The 21412-nt window shown below is 73.4% G+C and carries 18 protein-coding genes; 11 read left to right on the forward strand and 7 right to left on the reverse strand.

The window, feature by feature from the left end; all coding sequences use genetic code 11:
• The first annotated feature begins 156 nt into the window (after nucleotides 1–156).
• The 4 genes from A6Q81_RS00525 to A6Q81_RS00540 all read left to right on the forward strand — a co-directional run bounded on the left by A6Q81_RS00525 (nucleotide 157) and on the right by A6Q81_RS00540 (nucleotide 5688).
• Nucleotides 157–1671, forward strand: coding sequence for a DEAD/DEAH box helicase (locus tag A6Q81_RS00525; RefSeq protein WP_286689141.1), 1515 nt, complete (start codon nucleotides 157–159; stop codon nucleotides 1669–1671).
• Between the two features lie 69 nt (nucleotides 1672–1740).
• Nucleotides 1741–2958, forward strand: coding sequence for an Nramp family divalent metal transporter (locus A6Q81_RS00530; RefSeq protein ID WP_067854820.1), 1218 nt, complete (start codon nucleotides 1741–1743; stop codon nucleotides 2956–2958).
• A 754-nt stretch (nucleotides 2959–3712) separates the two neighbouring features.
• Entirely contained in the window at nucleotides 3713–4792 is a 1080-nt protein-coding gene (locus tag A6Q81_RS00535; RefSeq protein WP_067854821.1) for a polyhydroxyalkanoate synthase family protein, read from the forward strand.
• 41 nt (nucleotides 4793–4833) lie between these two features.
• Nucleotides 4834–5688 carry an Fpg/Nei family DNA glycosylase gene (locus tag A6Q81_RS00540; protein ID WP_470207143.1) on the forward strand — a complete coding sequence of 285 codons (855 nt, stop codon included), beginning with the start codon at nucleotides 4834–4836 and terminating at the stop codon, nucleotides 5686–5688.
• A gap of 44 nt (nucleotides 5689–5732) precedes the next feature.
• Here A6Q81_RS00540 and A6Q81_RS00545 read toward each other — a convergent pair whose 3' ends face one another.
• From A6Q81_RS00545 to eat, 4 genes are read right to left on the reverse strand one after another with little or no spacing between them, the layout of a single operon-like run.
• Entirely contained in the window at nucleotides 5733–6416 is a 684-nt protein-coding gene (locus tag A6Q81_RS00545; protein WP_286689142.1) for a DMT family transporter, read from the reverse strand.
• Between the two features lie 29 nt (nucleotides 6417–6445).
• Nucleotides 6446–7237, reverse strand: coding sequence for an ethanolamine ammonia-lyase subunit EutC (gene eutC, locus A6Q81_RS00550; protein WP_286689143.1), 792 nt, complete (start codon nucleotides 7235–7237; stop codon nucleotides 6446–6448).
• The gene (locus tag A6Q81_RS00555; RefSeq protein ID WP_286689144.1) at nucleotides 7234–8643 is read right to left on the reverse strand and encodes an ethanolamine ammonia-lyase subunit EutB; all 1410 of its coding nucleotides are present in this window, start codon (nucleotides 8641–8643) and stop codon (nucleotides 7234–7236) included. The genes eutC and A6Q81_RS00555 overlap by 4 nt, the downstream gene beginning before the upstream one ends.
• The gene (gene eat / locus A6Q81_RS00560) at nucleotides 8640–10070 is read right to left on the reverse strand and encodes an ethanolamine permease (protein ID WP_286689145.1); all 1431 of its coding nucleotides are present in this window, start codon (nucleotides 10068–10070) and stop codon (nucleotides 8640–8642) included. Before eat ends, A6Q81_RS00555 begins: the two co-directional genes overlap by 4 nt.
• A gap of 125 nt (nucleotides 10071–10195) precedes the next feature.
• Here eat and A6Q81_RS00565 point away from each other — a divergent pair, with 125 nt between their 5' ends.
• Together A6Q81_RS00565 and A6Q81_RS00570 are read left to right on the forward strand one after the other, a co-directional pair.
• Entirely contained in the window at nucleotides 10196–10837 is a 642-nt protein-coding gene (locus A6Q81_RS00565) for a hypothetical protein (RefSeq protein ID WP_286689146.1), read from the forward strand.
• Between the two features lie 26 nt (nucleotides 10838–10863).
• Nucleotides 10864–11889, forward strand: a complete 1026-nt coding sequence (locus A6Q81_RS00570; RefSeq protein ID WP_286689147.1) for a glycerophosphodiester phosphodiesterase family protein — start codon at nucleotides 10864–10866, stop codon at nucleotides 11887–11889.
• Between the two features lie 3 nt (nucleotides 11890–11892).
• Here the strand turns inward: A6Q81_RS00570 and A6Q81_RS00575 are convergent, their stop codons facing one another.
• Both A6Q81_RS00575 and A6Q81_RS00580 read right to left on the reverse strand, forming a co-directional pair.
• Nucleotides 11893–12180 (reverse strand): hypothetical protein, encoded by a 288-nt coding sequence (locus A6Q81_RS00575; protein WP_286689148.1) that lies wholly within the window; start codon nucleotides 12178–12180, stop codon nucleotides 11893–11895.
• A gap of 41 nt (nucleotides 12181–12221) precedes the next feature.
• Nucleotides 12222–13514, reverse strand: coding sequence for a PspC domain-containing protein (locus A6Q81_RS00580; RefSeq protein ID WP_286689149.1), 1293 nt, complete (start codon nucleotides 13512–13514; stop codon nucleotides 12222–12224).
• A 134-nt stretch (nucleotides 13515–13648) separates the two neighbouring features.
• Between A6Q81_RS00580 and A6Q81_RS00585 the strand changes: the two genes are divergently transcribed.
• Together A6Q81_RS00585 and A6Q81_RS00590 are read left to right on the forward strand one after the other, a co-directional pair.
• Complete coding sequence (locus A6Q81_RS00585) at nucleotides 13649–14899, forward strand: ATP-binding protein (RefSeq protein ID WP_286689150.1); 1251 nt, start codon at nucleotides 13649–13651, stop codon at nucleotides 14897–14899.
• A complete protein-coding gene (locus A6Q81_RS00590; RefSeq protein WP_067854841.1) occupies nucleotides 14896–15543 on the forward strand; it encodes a response regulator in 648 nt (215 codons plus the stop codon). Before A6Q81_RS00585 ends, A6Q81_RS00590 begins: the two co-directional genes overlap by 4 nt.
• 9 nt (nucleotides 15544–15552) lie before the next feature.
• Here A6Q81_RS00590 and A6Q81_RS00595 read toward each other — a convergent pair whose 3' ends face one another.
• A complete protein-coding gene (locus tag A6Q81_RS00595; RefSeq protein WP_286689151.1) occupies nucleotides 15553–15969 on the reverse strand; it encodes a hypothetical protein in 417 nt (138 codons plus the stop codon).
• 78 nt (nucleotides 15970–16047) lie between these two features.
• Between A6Q81_RS00595 and A6Q81_RS00600 the strand changes: the two genes are divergently transcribed.
• The 3 genes from A6Q81_RS00600 (at nucleotide 16048) to A6Q81_RS00610 (ending at nucleotide 21325) form a co-directional block, all read left to right on the forward strand.
• Nucleotides 16048–17766: a cation:proton antiporter gene (locus A6Q81_RS00600; RefSeq protein ID WP_286689152.1), complete on the forward strand. Its 1719-nt coding sequence runs from the start codon at nucleotides 16048–16050 to the stop codon at nucleotides 17764–17766.
• Nucleotides 17767–17825: 59 nt separating this feature from the next.
• Nucleotides 17826–19259, forward strand: coding sequence for a glucose-6-phosphate dehydrogenase (zwf, locus tag A6Q81_RS00605; RefSeq protein ID WP_067854847.1), 1434 nt, complete (start codon nucleotides 17826–17828; stop codon nucleotides 19257–19259).
• A gap of 1151 nt (nucleotides 19260–20410) precedes the next feature.
• The gene (locus A6Q81_RS00610; protein WP_286689153.1) at nucleotides 20411–21325 is read left to right on the forward strand and encodes an SGNH hydrolase domain-containing protein; all 915 of its coding nucleotides are present in this window, start codon (nucleotides 20411–20413) and stop codon (nucleotides 21323–21325) included.
• Nucleotides 21326–21412 lie beyond the last annotated feature (87 nt).

Below are 21412 nucleotides of genomic sequence, written 5' to 3' on the forward strand. Positions count from 1 at the left end.
GATGCGGGGTTCGGGGTGGTCGACTGCTAGGCTGGAGCTTCCATGGGAGCCCCGGATCATCTTCGGTAGGGCCTCCCCCTCCCGCCCGAGCAGGCCGCGTCGCCTCGTCACGAGAGCGCCGCAGAGCGGCCCGGGCCCACGATGTCTGAGAGCTCTGTGAACCAGCCTGCCGGCGGCCGTGTGCTGCCCACCCCTTCCTCCTCCCACCCCACCTCCTCGTCCGCGGATGCCGCGTCGGGCGGTCCGCGCTCGTCGGGCTTCGCCGACCTCGGCCTGCCGAAGACGCTCGTCAAGGCCCTCGCCCGTGAGGGCATCGTCGAGCCGACCCCGATCCAGCAGGCTGTGCTGCCGTCGGCGCTCGCCGGCCGCAACGTGCTGGGCCGCGCCCGCACCGGCTCGGGCAAGACGCTGTCGTTCGGCCTGCCCGTGCTCGACCAGCTCGCCGGCGGGACCCGTCGTCCCAAGGCGCCGCGCGGGCTCATCCTCGTGCCCACGCGTGAGCTCGCCACGCAGGTCCAGCGTGCGCTCGCGCCGCTTGCGGCCCCGCTGCACCTGCGCATCATGACGGTGCTCGGCGGCACCCCGATCAACAAGCAGATCCACCAGCTGCGCGACGGCGTCGACCTCGTCGTCGCCACGCCCGGTCGGCTCGCCGACCTCGTCGACCGCCGTGCCTGCACGCTCCAGCACGTCGAGATCACCGTCCTCGACGAGGCCGACCACCTCTGCGACCTCGGCTTCTTCAAGCCGGTCGACGCGCTCGTCGCGATGACGCCCTCGACCAGCCAGCGGCTGCTGCTCTCGGCGACGCTCGACGGCGACGTCGACCGCCTCGTGCGGCGTCACCTGCCCCAGCACGACCTCCACGAGATCGAGTCGGCGCAGGAGCCGGAGTCGCGCATGGAGCACCACGTGCTCGTGACGCCCCGCACCGAGAAGCTGGCCACGGCCTCGCGGCTCCTGGCCGACAACCCGCGCACCATCGTGTTCGCCCGCACCCGCCGGGGCGCCACGCGCCTGGCGCGTCAGCTCACCACCGCCGGCATCGAGGCGGTCGACCTGCACGGCGACCTCAACCAGGCCAAGCGCGAGCGGAACCTGGCGGCGTTCAGCAAGGGTGCGGCCGACGTCATCGTCGCGACCGACATCGCGGCGCGCGGCATCCACGTCGACGACGTCAAGCTCGTCGTCCACTACGACGCGCCCGCCGAGCACAAGGCCTACACCCACCGCTCGGGACGCACCGCCCGCGCGGGCGAGGCGGGCACCGTCGTCACGATGACGACGCGCGAGGACCTGCGCGACGTCATGGCGCTGCAGGCCAAGGCCGGCGTCACCGCCCGCCAGCACGACGCGGCGACGGCGCCGTCGCCGCTCACCCCGGAGGCCCTGGCGGCCAGCGGCACGCTCCCCGAGCCGGGCTCGGCCGGTGGACGCGGCGGTCAGCGCTCCGGCGGCGGTCAGCGCTCCGGCGGTGGCCAGCGGTCGGGCGGTCAGCGCTCGGGTGCCGGCCAGCGGTCCGGTGCCGGTCAGCGCTCGGGCGGTCAGCGTTCGGGCGGCGGCCAGGGTCGCGGCACCGGCGGCGCCCAGGGTCGCCCCGCCGGTCAGGGCGGCAACCGCAACCGCAACCGTCGTCGTAGCGGGGGAGGCCAGGCGCGTCCCGTCGCCTGACCCCAGCACCGGACCTCCTCGTCCGAGCGGCCCGAGCGGCCCGAGCGGCCTCGCAGCTAGGCTGCGGGGATGCTCGGGCCGACGTCGTTGCGCCGCCGCGCCGTCCTCCTCGGTCCGGCCTTCGTCGCCGCCGTGGCCTACGTCGACCCGGGCAACGTCGCCACGAACGTGACAGCGGGCGCGCGGTTCGGCTACGCACTGGTGTGGGTGGTCGTGCTGGCCAACGTCATGGCCGTGCTCGTCCAGTACCTGTCGGCGAAGCTCGGCCTCGTGACGCGCACGTCGCTGGCGTCGCACCTGGGCGGCCGGCTGCGCCGCGGACCGAGGGTCGCGTTCTGGCTGCAGGCGGAGGCCGTCGCCGTGGCCACCGACCTCGCGGAGGTCGTCGGCGGCGCGATCGCGCTGTCGCTGCTGTTCGACCTTCCCCTCGTCCTCGGGGCCGTCGTGACCGCAGCCGTGTCGCTGCTGGTGCTGCGCATCGGCGACGTCCGCGGCCAGAGCGCCCTCGAGCGCACCATCCTGGGCTTCCTGGCGCTGATCGCCGTCGGCTTCGTGGCCGGGCTGGTGGTGAACCCACCGGCCGCGGGCGACGTCGCTGGTGGCCTCGTGCCGACGTTCGACGGGGCAGAGAGCGTGCTGCTCGCGTCGGGCATCATCGGGGCGACCGTGATGCCGCACGTCATCTACCTGCACTCGGGCCTGACGTCGGGACGGCTCGGTGGCCGAGGTCGCGGCACGTCGGTGCGCGACCTGCTCGGCGCCACCCGCACCGACGTGGTGCTCGCGCTGGCGCTGGCCGGCTTGCTGAACCTCTCGCTCCTGCTCGTGGCCGCCGCCGGGCTGCAGGGCCTCCCGGGCACCGACACGTTGACCGGTGTGCACGCGCTCGTGACGTCCGAGCTCGGCGCTGGCGTGGCGCTGCTCTTCGCGGTGGCGCTGCTCGGGTCGGGGCTGGCCTCGACGGCCGTGGGAGCGGCCGCCGGCGCCGAGGTGATGCACGGCCTGCTAGGCGTCCGCGTCCCGCTGCTGCTGCGCCGCGTGGTCACCGTCGTGCCGGCCCTCGTCGTCCTCGCGCTCGGGGTCGAGCCGAGCCGCGCCCTCGTCGTCTCGCAGGTGGTGCTGTCGCTCGGCATCCCGTTCGCGCTCGTCCCGCTCGTCCGCCTCACCGCCAGCCGCGCGGTGATGGGCGAGCACGTGAACCGCCCCGCCACCACCGCCGCCGCCTGCGTCGTCGCCGCCGTCGTCATCGCACTGAACGTGTCGCTGCTGGTGCTGACGTTCGGGTGAGGTGGCTTCGTCGTGCCGCTGCGCTGCCTGCGGTCGTCGTGACCTTGCCGCTGCGCTGCCTGCGGGGTCGTGATCTTGCCGGTGCGGTGGCTGCGGTCGTCGTGACCTTGGTGGTGCGCTGTTTCGGCCTTCGCTGGGGGTGGTCTCCGAAAGGGCCTCGACCGGGCGGCTGGCGGCCGCGCTGGTCTGGGGTCTCGGGCTGTGGGTTGGTTCTGGGGTGGACGCAAGCTTCTGCGTTCGTGTGCGGGAGGGCAAGGATTCTGCTTTGCCTACGGGATCCCGTCGCGAACGCAGAAGCGTTCGGCTTCGAACGCACGAATGCAGAGTCGTGAGTGCTCTTTGCGTTGAGAGGACGCAAGTTTCTGCGTTCGCGTGGAACGGTCCACGCAAAGGCAGAATCCTTCCAGCGCGACGCCTGCCATCGGTGGATCTGCAACCGCAGAAGCGCTCCTGCGGTTGCAGATCCACCGATAGGACGCGCGAACGCAGAACGGTGGGCCAAGAACGCAGAAACGAAGAACCTTGCGTCGAGGGCAGGCTCAGACCGGACCCCGAGACCCGGAACCGGCCCCAGACCCGCTGCCGGTCGAGGCCCTTTCGGAGACCACCTCCAGCGAAGGCCGCGGCAGCGCACCAGCAAGCACAAGCCGTCTGCGGCAGCGCGCCAGCAAGCACAGACTCCCTGCGACGACGCAGCACCCCTCACCCCCGCCAGCCCGGCGGGGGGAGGGCGCGTCTGGCATCATCCGGAACCATGCCCCTCCCGCTCGTCCCGCGACCGCACGTCCCGCACGACCTGGGCGCTGCGGTGGGGAACCTGCGCGACGTGGTGCAGGGGCGGCGCATCGCCGACCTGCGGACGACGCCGCGCACGCTGGTCAAGGTCACCGAGCACGCGAGCCTGTTCCGGTACGACCCGTACCCGGGCACGGAGCAGCACGGCGACCCGCTGCTGCTCGTGCCGCCGCTCGCCGCGCCTGCGCTCGCGTTCGACCTGCGGCGCGGGTGCAGCGTGGTCGAGTACTTCGTGCAGCAGGGACGGCCGGTGTACCTCGTCGACTACGGGCCGGTGAGCTTCGAGCACCGCGACCTCGGCATCGAGCACTGGACCGGGCGGGTGATCCCGCAGGCCGTCCGGCACGTGCACGACGACGCGGGGGAGCGGCCCGTGCACCTGGCCGGCTGGTCGCTGGGTGGGATCTTCACGATCTTCACCGCCGCGTCCGACCCGACGCTGCCGCTCGCGTCGGCGACGGCCGTGGCGTCGCCGTTCGACCTGACGCAGGTGCCGCTGATCGCGATCACCCGCCCGGTCAACGCCGTGGCGAGCGGCCTGGTGAGCGCCGCCTACCGCACCCTCGGCGGCGTCCCCGCGCCGCTCACCCGGCTCGGGTTCCAGATCTCGGCGCTCGACAAGTACCTCACCAAGCCGTTGGCGATCCTCGCGCACGCCGACGACCGCGACTTCCTCGCGCAGCTGGAGGCCGTCGACCGCTTCACCGACAACATGTACGCCTACCCGGGCCGCACGTTCGGGCAGCTGTACCACGTCGTCGTGCGCAGCAACGCGCTCGCGACGGGGGTGGTGGAGCTGGGCGGACGCGAGCTGCGGCTCGCCGACATCGACGTGCCCGTGCTGGTGGTGGCCGGGCTCGACGACACCCTCGCGCCGGTGGGTGCGGTCAGCCACCTCGTCGACCTGCTGACGGGTGCACCGGACGTCCAGCTCGTCCAGGCTCCCGGCGGCCACCTCGGGGTGCTCACCGGCCGCGCGGCCCGCCGCACCACCTGGCCGGCCATGGAGGGCTTCTACGCCCGCCACGACACGCCCTGACGTCCGCAGGCGTCTCGGACTACGCTCGTGACGTGCCCGAGATGCCGGAGGTCGACGCGCTTGCCGCGTTCCTGCGCGAGCGTGCCGTCGGTGCCGTCGTGGCCGACGTCGAGCTGGCGTCGTTCGCGGTGCTCAAGACCTACGACCCGCCGGTGTCGTCGTTGGCGGGCCTGCAGGTCACCGACGTGCGGCGGCACGGGAAGTTCCTCGACCTCGACGTCGACGGTCTGCACCTCGTCGTGCACCTCGCGAAGGCCGGGTGGCTGCGCTGGTCGGACCAGCTCACCGACAAGCGGCTGAAGATGGGCAACGGCCCGCTCGCCGCGCGGGTCCGGCTCGACCACGGCGACGGCCCGCACGTCGGGTTCGACCTCACGGAGGCCGGGACGCGCAAGGGCCTGGCCGTCTACGTCGTGCGCGACCCGCAGGACGTCGAGGGGATCGCCGCCCTCGGCCCGGACCCCATGGTCGACGGCTTCACCGTGGCGCCGCTGCTCGAGGGTCGACGCATGCAGGTCAAGCGGTTCCTGCGCGACCAGAAGATCGTCGCCGGCATCGGCAACGCCTACAGCGACGAGATCCTGCACGCGGCCCGACTGTCGCCGTTCGCGCTCGCGTCCGAGCTCGACGCCGAGCAGGTCGAGCGGCTCGACGTGGCGATCCGCACCGTGCTGGGCGAGGCGATGGCCGAGGCGCACGGCAAGCCCGCGTCGGAGCTGAAGGACGGCAAGCGCTCGCGGATGCGGGTGCACGGCCGCGCGGGCGAGGCGTGCCCCGTGTGCGGCGACACGGTCGCCGAGGTGGTCTTCGCCGACTCCTCCCTGCAGTACTGCCCGACGTGCCAGACGGGCGGGAAGCCGCTGAAGGACCGCTCGACGAGCAAGTTCCTCAAGTAGCCCGCTCGACGGCTGCTCGGCCCAGTGCCATCAGCCCAGTGTCATCAACCCAGGGCCACGAGCGTCACGGCCGACGCGGCGAGCGCGAGCCCGACGCCCTGCCATGCCTGGATGCGCTCCTTGAGCACGAGCGTCGCGAGCAGGACGGTGGTCGCGGGGTAGAGGGAGGAGATCACCGACACGACCGACAGCAGGCCCTCGCGCGTCGCCAGCAGGAACGCGGTCGTCGCGGTGGCTCCGAGCGGCCCCATGAGCACCCCGAGCCCTGCCAGCACGCCGTCGACCACGCCGCCGCGGTGCGCGGCCTGCGCTGCGGCGTCCTCCTCGACGACGCGCGACACGAGCGCGATCGCCGGGAACGCGACGACGATCCCCGCGAGGGCCAGCGCGCTCGGCCGGTCGCCAGTGACGAGCCCGACGGCCACGGGCAGCAGCGCGCAGACGACCGCCGACAGCGGTGCGACGACGCTCATCCGCCCGCCGGCGAGCCCGCGGTAGAGGAACGCGGCACCGACGCCCGACCCGGCCCCGCCGACGACGCCCCACACCCAGTCGGCCCCGACCGGGTCGCCGGCGATGAAGAGCGCCACGGCGACGGTGCAGACCGTCGACGACGTCTGCCCGACCACGGCCGTCTGCCACGGTCCGGAGCGCTTGGAGAAGAGCCCGCCGAGGAAGTCGGAGACCCCGTACGACAGGGCGGAGAGCAGGGAGAGGAGGACGGCCACGCGTGCACCCTAGTGGGACGGGACGGACCTCACGGTCCGGTGTCCAGGGCCTCGGCCGTGGCGTCGTCGAGGGCCGAGGAGTCCTTGAGCGCGACGCCGGAGCGGCCCAGACGCCGGGAGCCGTCGACGAGCGCGGCAGCCACCCGCGCCGCCGCCGCGTAGCCCAGACCGTCGGGCGGGTGGATGTTGGAGATGCAGTTCCGCTCGGCGTCGGTGCGCCCGGGGCGAGGGTCGTGCGTCAGGTAGACCCCGAGGCTGTCGGCGACCGACAGGCCCGGGCGCTCGCCGATGACGACGAGCAGCGTCTGCACGCCCAGCGCGGCGCCGACGTGGTCGCCCAGCGCCACCCGTGCCTGGGTGGCGACCACCGGGGCGGCGACGCGCAACCCCGTGCCGAGCGCGTCGACGAGGGCCGTCACGAGCGCGACGCCGTGCTCGGCGACCGCCCGCGGCGACAGGCCGTCGGCCAGCACGACGGCGACGTCGGCGTCGCCGCTCGCGTCGAGGCCGTCGAGCGACGCGGGGCGCCGCCCGAGGTCGGGACGTCGGAGGTACTCGCCGCGACCCTCGGCCAGGCTGCGCACCCGTCGCGTGGCACCGAGGCCGAGTGCATCGAGGCCAGGGACGAGCGCGTCGACGTCGAGCGGCTCGTGCACGGCGTCACGAGCAGCGGCGTGCGCCGCCCGGAACTCCAGCTCGCGCCGCGTCGGCAAGGAGCTGCCGGCCCGCCCCAGCCCGATCCGCGCCTGCGTGGTGCGGCGCAGGCCCGACCACGGGTCGCTCGCCGCGACGTCGGGCGTGCGGGCGTCGCCGCCGCTCACGCCCCGCTCGCGATCGACAGCAGGGGCGAGGCGTCGAGGTCGACGGGCAGCACACGACCCTGCGGGTCGGCCATGCCGAGACCGGCGAGCCACGCCTCGAACTCCGGTGCCGGCCTGAGCCCGAGGACCTGCCGCACGTAGAGCGCGTCGTGGAAGGACAGGCTCTGGTAGCCGAGCATCACGTCGTCGGCGCCGGGCACGGCGATGACGAACGCCGCGCCGGCCACGCCGAGCAGCGTCAGCAGCGTGTCCATGTCGTCGGAGTCGGCCTCGGCGTGGTTGGTGTAGCAGACGTCGACCCCCATGGGCAGGCCGAGCAGCTTCCCGCAGAAGTGGTCCTCGAGGCCGGCCCGCACGATCTGCTTCCCGTCGTAGAGGTACTCCGGCCCGATGAAGCCGACCACCGTGTTGACGAGCAGCGGGTCGAGGGCGCGGGCGAGTCCGTAGGCCCTGGTCTCGAGCGTCTGCTGGTCGACCGGACGACCACCGGTGCCGAGGTGGGCGCCGGCCGAGAGGGCCGAACCCTGACCCGTCTCGAGGTACATCACCTGGTCGCCGACCGTGCCGCGTCCGAGGGAGCGACCCGCCTCGTTGGCCTCCAGCAACAGGCGCACGTCGACCCCGAACGACGCGTTGGCGCCCTCGGTGCCCGCCACCGACTGGAACACCAGGTCGACGGGCGCGCCCTGCTCGATCAGGTCGACCGTCGTCGTCACGTGCGAGAGCACGCACGACTGCATCGGGATGTCGAAGCGCTGGCGCAGGTCGTCGAGGAGGTGCAGCAGCCGCGCCGTCGCCTGGGGCGAGTCGGTGGCCGGGTTGATGCCGATCACGGCGTCGCCGGAGCCCATGAGCAGACCGTCGAGGGTCGCCGCCGCGATGCCGGCCGGGTCGTCGGTGGGGTGGTTGGGCTGCAGTCGGGTCGCGATGCGTCCGGGCAGGCCGATCGTCGTCCGGAAGGCCGACGTGACGCGCGCGGCCTGCGCGACCAGCACGAGGTCCTGGTTGCGCATCAACTTCGAGACGGCCGCCACCATCTCCGGCGTGAGCCCCGGGGCGACCGCCGTGAGCGTCGCGGCCGCGTCGGGACGCGTCGCCGTCGCCAGCAGCCAGTCGCGGAACCCGCCCACGGTCAGGTGGGCCACCGGCGCGAAGGCCTCGGCGTCGTGGGTGTCGACGATGAGCCGGGTCACCTCGTCGCTCTCGTACGGCACCACCTGCTCCTGCAGGAACGTGGTGAGCGGCTCGTCGGCGAGGGCCCACGCGGCCGCCGCGCGCTCGGCGTCGGACTCGGCCGCGCAGCCGGCCAGCTGGTCGCCCGAGCGGACGGGCGTGGCCTTGGCCATCAGGTCGACGAGCCCGTCGAACGTGTAGGTCCGACCGCCGAGCGTGTGCCGCCGGATCACCCGAGGTCCTCCTCCGCGCGGGCCAGCGCGGCGAACTCCTCGTCGGGGGAGGCGGCCACCAGGTGGTGACGGCTGTAGAGGCCGAACCAGGCCATGAAGGCGAGGAAGACGCCCACGCACCACAGTGCCGCGGTGCTGTCGACGAGGAAGGTCGCCACGACGGAGAGCGCCGCGACCACGAGCGCGAAGCCGGTCGTGAGCACGCCGCCCGGCGTCCGGTAGGGCCGGGGCATGTCGGGCTCGCGCACCCGGAGCACGACGTGGCTGACCATCATCAGCACGTAGCTGAGCGCCGCCCCGAACACCGCCATGTTGAGCAGCAGCGCCCCCTCACCGGTCAGCGACAGGCCGAAGCCGATGACGCCCGGCACCACGAGCGCGAGGGTCGGCGTCTTGCGTCGGTTGGTCACCGAGAGCGACGTGGGCAGGTAGCCCGCACGCGAGAGGGCGAAGAGCTGCCGCGAGTAGGCGTAGATGATCGAGAAGAAGCTGGCCACGAGCCCCGCCAGGCCGATGTAGTTCACGACCGTGGCAGCGGCGCCCCCGCCGAGGGCCTCCACCAACGGGTTGCCCGACGACGACATCGCCTCCGCGCCCCCGGCGCCCGGGACGAGCACGAGCACGAGCACGCACGTGAACAGCAGCACCGCCATCGCCGCGATGATGCCGCGCGGCACGTTCCGCTCGGCGTCGGCCGTCTCCTCGGCGGCCAGCGGCACGCCCTCGACCGCGAGGAAGAACCAGATCGCGAAGGGGATCGCCGACCAGATGCCGAGGTAGCCGAAGGGCAGCAGCTCGGACGCACCGGCGGCGCCGGTCGGCGCGATGTCGGTCAGGCGCGAGACGTCGAAGTCGCCGAGCGCGGCGACGGCGAAGACCACGAGGCCCACGAGCGCGACCGAGGTGATGACGAACATGACCTTGAGCGCCTCGCCGACGCCGGCGAGGTGGATGCCGATGAACAGGGCGTACACGGCCAGGTAGACCCACCAGCCGTCGGTGATGCCGAACAGGCCGAGCGACTCGACGTAGGCGCCGATGAAGGTGGCGATCGCCGCCGGGGCGATGGCGTACTCGATGAGGATCGCGGTCCCGGTGGCGAAGCCGCCCCACGGGCCGAGGGCGCGTCGGGCGAACGTGTAGCCACCGCCCGCGGCGGGCAGCGACGACGACAGCTCGGCCATGCCGAGCACGAGGGCCAGGTACATGGCCGCGACGACCACGGTCGCGATGGCGAGCCCGCCGAACCCGCCCTCGGCGAGGCCGAAGTTCCAGCCGGAGTAGTCGCCGGACACGACGTAGCTGACGCCCAGTCCGGCGAGCAGGACCCAGCCGGCCGTGCCGCGTCGGAGCTGACGCTTCTCGAGGTACTCCTGGGCGCTCGCGCCGGAGCCCGACGTCACCGGAGTCTCGTGCTGCTGTGTCATGGGTGCTCCCTCGTCCCGCGCCGCGTCGTGCGACCGGAGCACGACGCTAGTGAGGCCGTGTTGCCCGGATGTTGCCGCGCGCTTACGGGCGAGGCCCAGGTGGGAGCGACGTCTAGGCTGGGGTCATGGCGACGCAGGAGGGACCCCGACGACGCAGCTGGCGTGACCGCACCAACCGCGCCGTGCACGGCGCGACCGCGCGGGTCGACGGCCAGACGGAGGACGCGGCGCGGCGGGCCGTGACCGTCATCGTCCCGACCGTCCGGCTGCTGCGCGTCCCCTCGCTCGTGCTCGCCCTCGCGCCGGTACCCTTCCTCGTCGCCACGGTCGTCCTCGGGCTGGCCGCCGGCGGCACGACGGGCACGGTGCTCGCGGTCGTCGCGCTGGTGGTGGCGCTGGCGCCGGTCGCGTTCGCGGTGCGGCGTCTGCGCCTGCTGCGCGCGGTGGAGGAGCCGGAGCAGCTGGCCACCGAGCTCGGCATCGCGGTGAGCCTGTCCGACAGGGTCGAGGAGGCCCGGGGAGCGCTCACCAGCATCGCGGGCGGCGGAGGACTGCGCTTCGTCTCACGGCTCAAGGGCGTGTGGTCGGGCGTGGGCATGACCGGCCGCTGGATCGACGGCGTCGACGACCTCCCGCGGGCCCGCTGGTTCGTGCCGCCGAAGATCGGCACGACGGTGTCGATCACGATCGCGACGCTGTGGTCCGTGCCGATCTCGGCGCTGCTCGCGTTCTTCACCGCGGTCGCCGCCATCGCCGGGTCGCTCTGAGCCCGTCCCGCTGGAGTCCTGAGCCGATGACCGGTCCGGCGTCCTGGCCACCCGTCCCCACGGTCATCGGGCACCGCGGCGTGCCCGGCCATCGGCTCGAGCACACCCGCGGGTCGTACCTGCTCGCGATCGAGCAGGGTGCCGACTACATCGAGCCCGACGTCGTGGCCACCCGCGACGGTCACCTGGTCGTGCGGCACGAGAACGAGATCGGACACACCACCGACGTCGCCGACCACCCGGAGCTCGCCGACCGGCGCACCACCAAGCGGGTCGACGGCGTGTGGACGAGCGGCTGGTTCACCGAGGACCTCACGCTCGCCGAGGTCAAGACGCTCCGGGTCCGCGAGCGTCTTCCGCAGCTGCGGCCCCAGAACCTCGCCCTCGCCGGCACCGAGGAGGTGCTCACCCTCGAGGAGGTGGTCGACATCGCGCGGCAGGCGCCCCGCCGGGTCGGGGTGTACGTGGAGACCAAGCACCCGAGCTACTTCCGCGAGCGCGGGCTCGACCTCGACGACCTGCTGCTCGACGTGCTGGAGAGGGCCGACCTCAACCGCGCCGACGCCGACGTGCCGGTCGTCGTCCAGTCGATGGAGACCGGGAACCTGCGCGGTCTGCGCCCACGCACGCCGCTGACGCTCGTGCAGCTCATGGACCGCAAGGGCGCACCCTGGGACCTCGAGTCCACCGGCGACCCGCGCAGGTACGCCGACCTGACGACCGGCGCGGCGTTGGCCGAGCTGGCCGAGCACGTCGACGGGATCGGCCCCAACAAGACCCTCGTGATCGCCCGGCGGACGGGCCACTGGCTCGACGGTGAGACCGGGCTCGTGGCCCGCGCCCACGCGGCCGGGCTGCTCGTGCACGTGTGGACGATGCGCGACGAGAACAACTTCCTGCCCGCGGACTTCCGCACCAGCACCGACCGTGCCGCCGCCGGCGACGCCGCGGCGGAGTACCGGGCGTTCTTCGACGCCGGGGTCGACGGGGTCTTCTCCGACTACGCCGCCACGGCCGTCGCGGCCCGCCAGGCGTGGCTGGCGGGCCACTAGGTCTCAGACGTCGTCCGGGACCGGCTCCTGGACCGGGTGGCGGCCTCGTCGTGCGCGACGTCCCACGACGATCGTGGCCAGCAGCCCGAGACCGCCGAGCACGATCAGGACGACGGCCACCAACCGGCCCAGCTCGACGCCCTGGAGGTAGCCCTGGTCGTCGGCCAGCCACGAGCCGGCCGCCGCGAGGAACAGCAGCCCGAAGAACGTGTTGAACGGGTGGACGCGGCGGCGAGGGGAGCTGGTGGTCGTCGCGCTCGTCGGGTCGAGGTCGGGCTCGGGGGCGCTCATGGTGCTCCTGTCGTGGGTCGTCGTACCGTGGGCGGGGCTGTTCATCGCGCGTCCACCACCACGCGGCCGAGGGACTGGTCGACGACGATGGTGAGGGCGTCGGGGTGGGAGCCGCCGGACGTTCCGACCCGCTGGCCGACGCCGCTGCGTCGAGTGTCGAGGATCTCGAGGTCCCCGGCGTCAACCGAGGCCCGGGCCACCACCGGGGTGCCCTCGGGCACCCAGACGGACGTCTCGCCGATCCCGGCCCGCACGCGGATCGTGCGCCCCACGAGGTCGTCGGGGTCGGAGACCGCGTCGAGGTCGAGCTCGAACCGGCCGACGCCGTGCTCGTAGTCGCTCTGGACCTGGGCCGCCGAGGTGGGACGCACCACCTGCTCGCCGACCCGCAGGGTGGGCAGCACCGATGCGAGCGCGAGCAGCGGGAGGAGGGCCACGCCGAGGACGACGAGCGGTCCGCCGCCGCGCGTGAAGGTGCTCAGCACGAGCACCGCGCCGAGCGTCGTGAGCGCGAGCGCCACGTACGCGGGCCAGTCCGGGGCGACGGTGAGGCGCAGGACGGCGAGGGCGATCGCCGTGAGCGAGAGGCCCAGCAGCGTCGGGACCCAGCTGTAGGGCTCACGTGGGCGGCGGGGCGGCTCGGGCCGGACCTGGCGGCGCGGCTCGGTCGGCGGGGTCGGGGGCGACGTCGGGCCGAGGTCGAGACGAGCGGTCCCCGCAGGGTCACCCGGCCACTCGGCCGTCGAGGACGCGGCGCCGGGGGAGGAGACCGGTGCCGGTGGCGGCCCGTCGGGGCCGAGGGTGTCGTGGGTGTCGTCGGCGGCACCGCGGCGCACGAGCCAGACGACGAAGGCGACCGGCACGCCCACCACGACGAGCAGCCAGAACGGACCGCTGCTGCCGAGCCCCCAGCCGCCGTCGCCGACCACGGCCAGCAGCGCCAGGACGGCCGCGACGACAAGACCGAGGTCGCGCACCTGGGCCTCGGCCGACCCGAGCGAGAACCAGTGGCCCACGAGGCTGCGCGGCTCGTCGTCGGACGGGAGCAGCAGCCAGCCGGCGAGGTAGAGGATCAGGCCGGCGAGACCCACGAAGCAGAGTACGACGGCGAGCACGCGCACCAGGACGGGGTCGACGTCGAGGCGGCGGGCCACCCCGCCGCACACCCCGGCGACCAGACGTTCGTCGCTGGAGCGACGCACGGACGACACGGACTGCAGGCTGCGGCGCAACCGTGCGTCGGTGTCGTGGTCGGGACCGGTGCGGGCGTCGGTGCCGGAACCGGAGTCGACGTCGGGGCCGGTGGGTCCGCTGGACGGTGGTGTGGTGCTCATGGACCCATCGTCGGTCGGAGGCCGCGCCCACCACCATCGGGCGAGACCCTGGTCCGACCCTGGTGCGCGGACCCGGGTGGAGCGAGGGTGTCACCTGGTGGCGGCGGCTCACGCGCGCGTGTGACGATGCCGAGGTGAGCCAGACCGTCGCGCCGTCGCGCCCCGCCCGCCGAGCGTTCCGCCCGGCCGACCGGCGCGTCGTCGGCGGGGTCGCCGCGGGCGTGGCCGAGCACCTCGACGTGCCGGTGCTGTGGGTGCGGGTCGGGTTCGTCGTGACCACCTGGCTGAACGGGGCCGGGGTGGTCGCCTACCTGCTGCTCTGGAGGTTCCTGCCGCTGCGCCGGCCCGAGCTGTCGCCCGGCCTGGAGTCGGCCACCCGACGTGGGCTGCGTCCCGTCGGCCGTCCCGGACCGGTCGAGGTGCTGCAGACGGTGGCCGTCGTCGCCGTGGGTGCCGGGGTGCTGCTGCTCGTGCACGGCGGTGGTCCCTTCGGCCTGTCGCCCGTGCTGCCGCTGCTCGTCGTGGTGGTCGGCGTGGCCGTCGTGTGGCGGCAGATCGACGACGCGTCGTGGCAGTCGTGGTTCACGCGCACCACCGGTGCTGGGTTCGTGCTGCGCGTCGCTGCCGGCCTCGCCCTGGTCGGCTTCGGCGTCCTCTACCTCATCACGCAGGAGCGGGGCCTGTCCGGCGTCGGCGACGTCGGCGTCGCGCTGCTCGTCGCCGTCCTCGGCTTCCTGCTGCTGCTCGGCCCGTGGATCGTCTCGCTCGTCACCGACCTCGGCAGCGAGCGTCGCGAGCGGATCCGCTCGCAGGAGCGTGCCGACGTCGCCGCCCACCTGCACGACTCGGTGCTGCAGACCCTGGCGCTCCTGCAGAAGAACGCGTCCGACCCGGCCGCGGTCGCGACCCTCGCCCGGCGCCAGGAGCGCGAGCTGCGGTCGTGGCTGTACGGCGAGGAGGAGCTGCCCGGCGACTCGTGGGCGGCGGCGTTGCGCGACGTGCGGGCCGACGTCGAGGAGACGCACCGGATCGCCGTCGAGCTGGTCGTCGTCGGCGACGTGCCGCTCGACGCCGGCCTGGTCGCGGTGGTCCGCGCCGCGCGGGAGGCGGTCGTCAACGCGGCCAAGCACGCCGGCGTCGACCGGGTCGACGTGTACGCCGAGGTCGGGCGGGGCGTGGTCGAGGTCTACGTCCGCGACCGCGGGACGGGCTTCGACCCCGACGCGATCGCCGACGACCGGATGGGCGTGCGCGGCTCGATCATCGGCCGCGTCGAGAACCACGGCGGGACCGCCCGTGTGCGCAGCGGCGTCGACGGTACCGAGGTCGCGCTCACCATGCCCCTGTCCGCCCCGCCCGCCGCCGGCCCCGAGGAGCCCCGATGAGTCCCCTGCACGTCCTGGTGGTCGACGACCACGCCATGTTCCGCACGGGCGTGCGCGCCGAGCTCCAGAAGGACCCGGGCGTCGTCGTGGTGGGCGAAGCCGAGGACGTCGACACGGCCGTGCCCGCCGTGCTGGCCGCGCGTCCCGACGTGGTGCTGCTCGACGTGCACATGCCGGGCGGCGGCGGGGCCGAGGTGATCCGCCGCGTGCTGCCGCAGGCGCCCGAGGTGCGCTTCCTGGCCCTGTCGGTCAGCGACGCCGCGGAGGACGTCATCGGCGTCATCCGCGCCGGCGCCCGCGGGTACGTGACCAAGACGATCTCCGGCGCCGAGCTCGTCGACGCGCTGCACCGGGTGGCGTCGGGCGACGCCGTGTTCAGCCCACGGCTCGCCGGCTTCGTGCTCGACGCGTTCGCCGGCACCATCGAGGTCGCGCAGGTCGACGAGGACCTGGACCGCCTCACCGAGCGCGAGCGTGAGGTGATGCGCCTGATCGCCCGCGGCTACGCCTACAAGGAGGTCGCGAAGGAGCTGTTCATCTCCGTCAAGACCGTCGAGACCCACGTGTCGAGCGTGCTGCGCAAGCTGCAGCTCTCGAGCCGGCACGAGCTCACGAAGTGGGCGAGCGACCGACGACTGATCTGAGGGACGGCGTCACGGAACGATGTCGGCCGCGTCCCCCGCGTTCACGGTCACGGCGACGGACCAGCGAACTCCTTCGGGGGCGTCCACGCGAACGGGGAGGGCGCCTGCAGGGTAGGGCTCGGTCGCCTCGTCCAGGCTCTGGCTGATCGATCCGTCCCGCGAGGTGTTGGGGCACGGTTGTCCAGCCGTGCCGAGCGGTGTCGTGACCGTCAGCTCTTGGTCGCCGCTGTCGCCCGTGCAGGCCAGCTGCACGCTGACGACGCGCACCGGCTCGTTGGTCGTGGCGGTCTCGCTGACCGAGCCCGTGCCGTCGAAGCGCTGCCACACGCGCTCGCCGATCGGGGGGAAGGAGCGCGGCGGCTCGGGGTCCTGCGCGCAGGCTCCGAGCAGGAGGCCGACCACGAGCAGCACAGTGAGGCGACGCATGGTCGGATCGTAGGCCCACACCGCGGGTCCGGTCCTGGGAACCGTGCGCCATGGGTCGCCGGTGTCACGATGGTCCGCATGGACCTCCTGCTCCTCGCCGTCGCCGGTGTCCTCGTCATCGTCACGGTCACGTCGGTCGCGGGGCGGATCGGGGTCGCGGCACCGCTGCTGCTCGTCGTCGCGGGCGTCGGCATCTCCTTCCTGCCCGGCATGCCGCGCATCGAGGTGCCCCCCGAGGCGATCCTCGCGGGCGTGCTGCCGCCGCTGCTGTACGCGGCGTCGGTGAACATGCCGGCCGTGGACTTCCGGCGCGACTTCAAGGCCATCAGCGGCCTGTCGGTGGTGCTGGTCCTGGTGTCCGCGCTGTCGCTGGGCTGGCTGCTGCCGCGGCTCATCCCCGGCATCGGGTTCGCCGAGGCGTTCGCGCTGGGTGCGATCGTCAGCCCGACCGACGCCGTCGCGACGTCGATCGTCCGCCGGACGGGGGTCGCGCCCCGGCTCGTCACCGTGCTCGACGGCGAGAGCCTCCTCAACGACGCGACCGCGCTCGTGCTGCTGCGCACCGCCGTGGCCGCCACCGGCGCCTCGGTGTCGTTCTGGCACGTGGGCCTCGACTTCGTGCAGGCCGTCGGCGTGGCCGTCGTCGTCGGAGTGCTCGTGGCGGTCGTCAGCCTGTTCGTCCGTTCGCTCGTCGAGGACGCCACCGTCGCCACCTCCATCTCGTTCGTGGTGCCGTTCCTCGCGTACGCGCCGTCGGAGCACCTGGGCGGGTCGGGCCTGGTCGCCGTGGTGGTCGCCGGGCTCGTGATCGGGTCGCGCTCGCTCGTGGAGCTGCGCGCCGACGACCGCATCGCCGAGGCCGTGAACTGGCGCACCATCGCGTTCCTCCTCGAGGGCGCGGTCTTCCTGGTGATGGGCCTGGAGCTGCGTCCGCTCCTCGCCGACTTCGACGACTCGGGGCAGCCGTGGAGCCGGCTCGCGGTCGTGACCGTCGCGACGCTCGCCGTGCTGTGGGTCGGACGCGCCCTCTGGGTGGCCTTGCTGCTGCTCGAGCTGCGCCGGGGACGCCGCGCGGTGCAACGGCACGCACCACGCCTGGCCTCGTTCCGGGAGTACCTCGCCTCCGAGCAGGCCCAGACCCTGTCGCGGCGACGTCGGGAGCGGGCCCTGCAGCTCGTCCGGCGTCGCGAGGCCGACGTCAGCTTCTACACCGAGCAGCCGCTCGGCGCCCGCGACGGCGTCGTGCTCGTGTGGGCGGGCATGCGCGGCGTCATCACGCTCGCGGCGGCGCAGACCCTCCCGCCCGACACCGCCCAGCGCAGCCTGCTGGTGCTCGCCGCGTTCTGCGTCGCGGGCGCCTCGCTGCTGCTCCAGGGCGGGACGCTGACCTGGGTCGTGCGGTGGCTCGGTGCGGAGTCGGACCGGACGCCGCAGCGTCGGGCCCAGCTGAGGGCGCTCCTCGAGGCGATGGGGGAGGTCGCCGACGCCCGCTGCGCCGAGGCGGCCGAGGAGGGGCTCGACGGCCGACCGCTCGACCCGCTGGCCGTCGAGCAGGTCCGTCGCCGCCGCACCCCCGCCGCGGAGTGGGAGTGGGCGGGGGAGGACGGCGAGGACCGCGAGCGTCGGATCCGCGACTTCGTCCGCCTGCGGCGGGCCGTGCTGGAGGAGCAGCGCGAGGCGCTCCTCGACCTGCGGTCCGAGGGACGCTTCGACTCCCAGGTGCTCGACACCGTGCTCGGCCGTCTCGACGTCACCGAGTACGCCGCGACCCGACGCAGTCCGCAGCCCCCGCGCTGAGCGTCGCAGGAGGTCGCGGAGTTCACCCGGGCGCAACGCGACGGGTCTAGCCTCGGCCCATGAGCGACCCGCACCTGATCGTGCTCTTCGGCGCGACGGGGGACCTGGCCCGCCGCAAGCTGCTGCCCGGCATCCTGCACCTGCTGCGCTCGAGGCTGGCAGCGGACTCGCGGATCGTCGCCGTCTCGATGGACGACCTCGACGACGACGGCTTCCGTCGCTTCGCCCAGGACGCCTGCCGCGAGTTCGGACGGCCGGTGCCCGAGGAGGAGTGGGACGACTTCGCGCCCAAGCTGCACTACGTGAACGTCGCCGACGGGCCCGCGCGGCTCGCGGAGGTCGCGGGCCGGCTGGAGGAGGAGCTGGGTGGTGCCCCGCGCCGGCTTCACTACCTGAGCGTGCCGCCGAGGGCCGCGGTCGACGTCGTCCGCACCCTCGACGAGGCGGGCCTGGTCGAGCGGTCGCGGATCATCATGGAGAAGCCGTTCGGCACCGACCTCGAGAGCGCCCGAGCCCTGAACGCCCGCATCCACGAGGTGTTCGACGAGGACCAGATCTTCCGCATCGACCACTTCCTCGGCAAGGAGGCCGCGCTCAACATCCTGGCGTTCCGGTTCGCGAACGGGCTGTTCGAGCCGATCTGGAACCGCACCTTCATCGACCACGTGCAGATCGACGTGCCGGAGACGCTGTCGGTGTCGGGTCGGGCCGGGTTCTACGAGGGCACGGGTGCGTTCAAGGACATGGTGGTGACCCACCTGTTCCAGATCCTCGCGTTCATGGCCATGGAGCCGCCCACGTCGCTGGACTCCAGCTCGATCAGCGAGGAGAAGAACAAGGTCTTCCGCTCGATGCTGCCGCTGCGCCCCTCCGACGTCGTGCGAGGCCAGTACCAGGGGTACCGCGAGGAGGAGGGCGTCTCCCACGACTCCGAGACGGAGACGTTCGTGGCGCTGCGCGCGCAGATCGACAACTGGCGCTGGGCGGGCGTGCCGTTCTACCTGCGCACCGGCAAGCAGATGGCCCAGGGCGCGCGGATCATCTCCATCGCCTTCCGCGAGCCCCCGAAGTCGATGTTCCCGGCCGGGTCGGGCGTCGGGCTGTCGGGCCCGGACCACCTCACCTTCGACCTCGCCGACTCCTCCCGCCTGTCGCTGTCGTTCTACGGCAAGCGCCCCGGCCCCGGCCTGCGGCTGGACAAGCTGTCGATGCAGTTCGCGATGCAGGACACCGCACGGGCGGGGGAGGTGCTGGAGGCCTACGAGCGGCTCATCCTCGACGCGATGAAGGGGGAGCGGACGCTGTTCACCACCGCGGAGGGCATCGAGCGGCTCTGGGAGGTCTCCCAGCCCCTCCTCGACGACCCACCGCCCGTCCGCCCCTACCCCGTCGGCACGTGGGGTCCCAACGCCGTGCACCAGCTCATCGCCCCCCGCGCGTGGCGCCTGCCCTTCGAGCGCACCTGGCGCGACCCGAACGAGTCGGGGCAGTAGGGGAGAGTTCGGGCTGGTCCCGCTGCTGCGCTGGCTGCGGTCGTCGCGACCTTGCTGGTGCGCTGCCGTAGGGGGCCTCGATCTGCTGGTGCGCCGCCGCAGGAGGTCTCGACCCGCTGGTGCGCTACCTCAGCGTTCGCTGGGGGTGGTCTCCGAAAGGGCCTCGACCGGGCGGCTGGCATCCGCGCTGGTCTGGGGTCTCGGGCTGCGGGTTGGTGCCGGGGTGGACGCACGAATGCAGAATCCTGGGTGCCCTTTGCGTTGGGGGGACGCAAGATTCTGCCTCTGCGCGGACCGTTCCACACAAAGGCAGCATGCTTCTGACGCTCAGCCCTCTATCGGTGGATCATCAACCGCAGAGGCGCTCCTGCGGTTGCAGATCCACCGATAGGACGCGCCAACGCAGAACCCTGGCCCGAGAACGCAGAAACGAAGAATCGTGCGCCACCCGAGAGCCCAGACCAGACGCCGAGACCCCAGACCACCTCCAGGCCCGCTGCCGGTCGAGGCCCTTTCGGAGCCCACCCCCAGCGAACGCCGAGGCAGCGCACCAGCAAGCCCACGACCACACGAAGCCCCCGCCCCTCCACCGACCCCACCACCCACCAGGCCCGCGGGTAGTCTGCGGTCGCGCAGCCGTGCAGCGAGGGAGGGGGCAGGGTGCGATCGACGTACGGGCGGGTCCTGGCGCTGCCGGGTGCCGCGCTGTTCAGCCTGACGGGGCTCGTGTCGCGGCTGCCGTTGTCGATGGCGTCGCTCGGTCTGGTGCTGCTGGTGCGGGAGCACGGCGGCGGGTACGGGGCCGCGGGCCTGGTCGCTGCCGCCTACGTGGCGGCCGCTGCGGTCGTCGCTCCGGTGCACGGCCGGCTGAGCGACCGGTGGGGGCAGCGTGTGGTGCTGCTGCTCGCCGGGGCGCTGCCCGGTGGGGCGGACACGTGGGTGGCGCGGGGGCTGTCGCTGCGGCCGATGCAGGTCGTGGGCGACTGGTCCTACTCGATCTACCTGTGGCACTTCCCGGTGATCATCGTGGCCCGCAGCCACCTCGGCGGCCTCTCCCCGGCGGCCGTGGCGGTGTGCGTGGTGGCCATCGGGGTGCTGAGCGGGCTGACCTACCACCTGGTGGAGCAGCCCTTCCGGCGGCGGGGGAGCCGATGGGACCTGGCCCGCTGGGCGGTCCCGATGTACCCCGCCGCGGTCGCGGTGCTGGCGCTGGGCGTGCTGGCGTCGCAGACCTGGCTCGACCACCGGGTGGCCTCGACACGCAGCAACCCGGCCGTGCAGCCGGCCGACTACCTCGACGAGGGGCTCAGCGCCGACCCCGTGCGCGCGCTGGTGCAGGCCTCGGTGCTCGCCGCCCAGGAGCCGACGCCGAGCGCTCGATCGTGCTCGCCGGCGACTCCCACGCCCGGGCCTGGAGCCCGGCGGTCCGCGCCATGGGGGAGCGGCTGGGCTACCGGGTCTACACGCTGGCCTACACCGGCTGCCCCACCAACGCCGCGATCCGCCTGGATCCGGAGACCGGGCGGCACTGGGACGCCTGCGAGGACTTCGTGGCCTTCACCCAGGAGACGGTCGCCGAGCTGGAGCCGGAGCTGGTGCTCGTGTCCAACGCCCCGCTGGCGCCGGTCGAGGACGTGGACTCCGGTGAGGTCGTGACCAAGGGCGAGGGGCGCGAGGTCTACGCAGCCGCGGTCGACCGGGGGCTGGAGGTCGCCCTGACCGGCCTCGCCGAGCACGCCGACCGCGTGGTGCTGCTGGCCAACACCCCGAAGCTGCCCCGCGAGCAGGCCGTGTGCCTCTCGCGCGCCGACGACCTCGGTGACTGCCTGCTCTCGCCCGAGCGGGGCCCCCGGAAGCTGCAGCGCGGCTTCATGGACGTCGCGACCGGCCTGGGCCTGGAGGCCGTCGACGCCGAGAAGTGGTTCTGCGAGCGGCGGCGCTGCCCCTCGGTCGTGGGGAACTTCGTGACGATGCGCGACTCCGAGCACATGACCACCGCCTACTCGGTGCACCTCGCTGACGCTCTTGCTCAGGACCTCGGCCTGGGGACCGATCCCTCCTCGTGAGGAGGGCGACGAAGACCCGACGAGAGCGCCGGCGAATTACACGTCTGTAGTTGTCGCGAACGTCTTGTCGTGTGGCCTGTGTTGCTG

It is taken from the genome of Aeromicrobium sp. REDSEA-S38_B2, assembly GCF_001628525.1.
Taxonomy (GTDB): Bacteria; Actinomycetota; Actinomycetes; order Propionibacteriales; family Nocardioidaceae; genus Aeromicrobium; species Aeromicrobium erythreum.

What these genes read in the sequence shown, in the direction of transcription:
- A6Q81_RS00610 (WP_286689153.1), top strand. Translation starts at nt 20,411, where the DNA reads ATGGGACCTGGCCCGCTGGGCGGTCCCGATGTACCCCGCCGCGGTCGC.
- A6Q81_RS00535 (WP_067854821.1), top strand. Translation starts at nt 3,713, where the DNA reads ATGCCCCTCCCGCTCGTCCCGCGACCGCACGTCCCGCACGACCTGGGC.
- A6Q81_RS00580 (WP_286689149.1), bottom strand. Translation starts at nt 13,514, where the DNA reads ATGAGCACCACACCACCGTCCAGCGGACCCACCGGCCCCGACGTCGAC.
- A6Q81_RS00575 (WP_286689148.1), bottom strand. Translation starts at nt 12,180, where the DNA reads ATGAGCGCCCCCGAGCCCGACCTCGACCCGACGAGCGCGACGACCACC.
- A6Q81_RS00600 (WP_286689152.1), top strand. Translation starts at nt 16,048, where the DNA reads ATGGACCTCCTGCTCCTCGCCGTCGCCGGTGTCCTCGTCATCGTCACG.
- A6Q81_RS00530 (WP_067854820.1), top strand. Translation starts at nt 1,741, where the DNA reads ATGCTCGGGCCGACGTCGTTGCGCCGCCGCGCCGTCCTCCTCGGTCCG.
- eat (WP_286689145.1), bottom strand. Translation starts at nt 10,070, where the DNA reads ATGACACAGCAGCACGAGACTCCGGTGACGTCGGGCTCCGGCGCGAGC.
- zwf (WP_067854847.1), top strand. Translation starts at nt 17,826, where the DNA reads ATGAGCGACCCGCACCTGATCGTGCTCTTCGGCGCGACGGGGGACCTG.
- A6Q81_RS00565 (WP_286689146.1), top strand. Translation starts at nt 10,196, where the DNA reads ATGGCGACGCAGGAGGGACCCCGACGACGCAGCTGGCGTGACCGCACC.
- A6Q81_RS00570 (WP_286689147.1), top strand. Translation starts at nt 10,864, where the DNA reads ATGACCGGTCCGGCGTCCTGGCCACCCGTCCCCACGGTCATCGGGCAC.
- A6Q81_RS00595 (WP_286689151.1), bottom strand. Translation starts at nt 15,969, where the DNA reads ATGCGTCGCCTCACTGTGCTGCTCGTGGTCGGCCTCCTGCTCGGAGCC.
- A6Q81_RS00590 (WP_067854841.1), top strand. Translation starts at nt 14,896, where the DNA reads ATGAGTCCCCTGCACGTCCTGGTGGTCGACGACCACGCCATGTTCCGC.
- A6Q81_RS00540 (WP_470207143.1), top strand. Translation starts at nt 4,834, where the DNA reads ATGCCGGAGGTCGACGCGCTTGCCGCGTTCCTGCGCGAGCGTGCCGTC.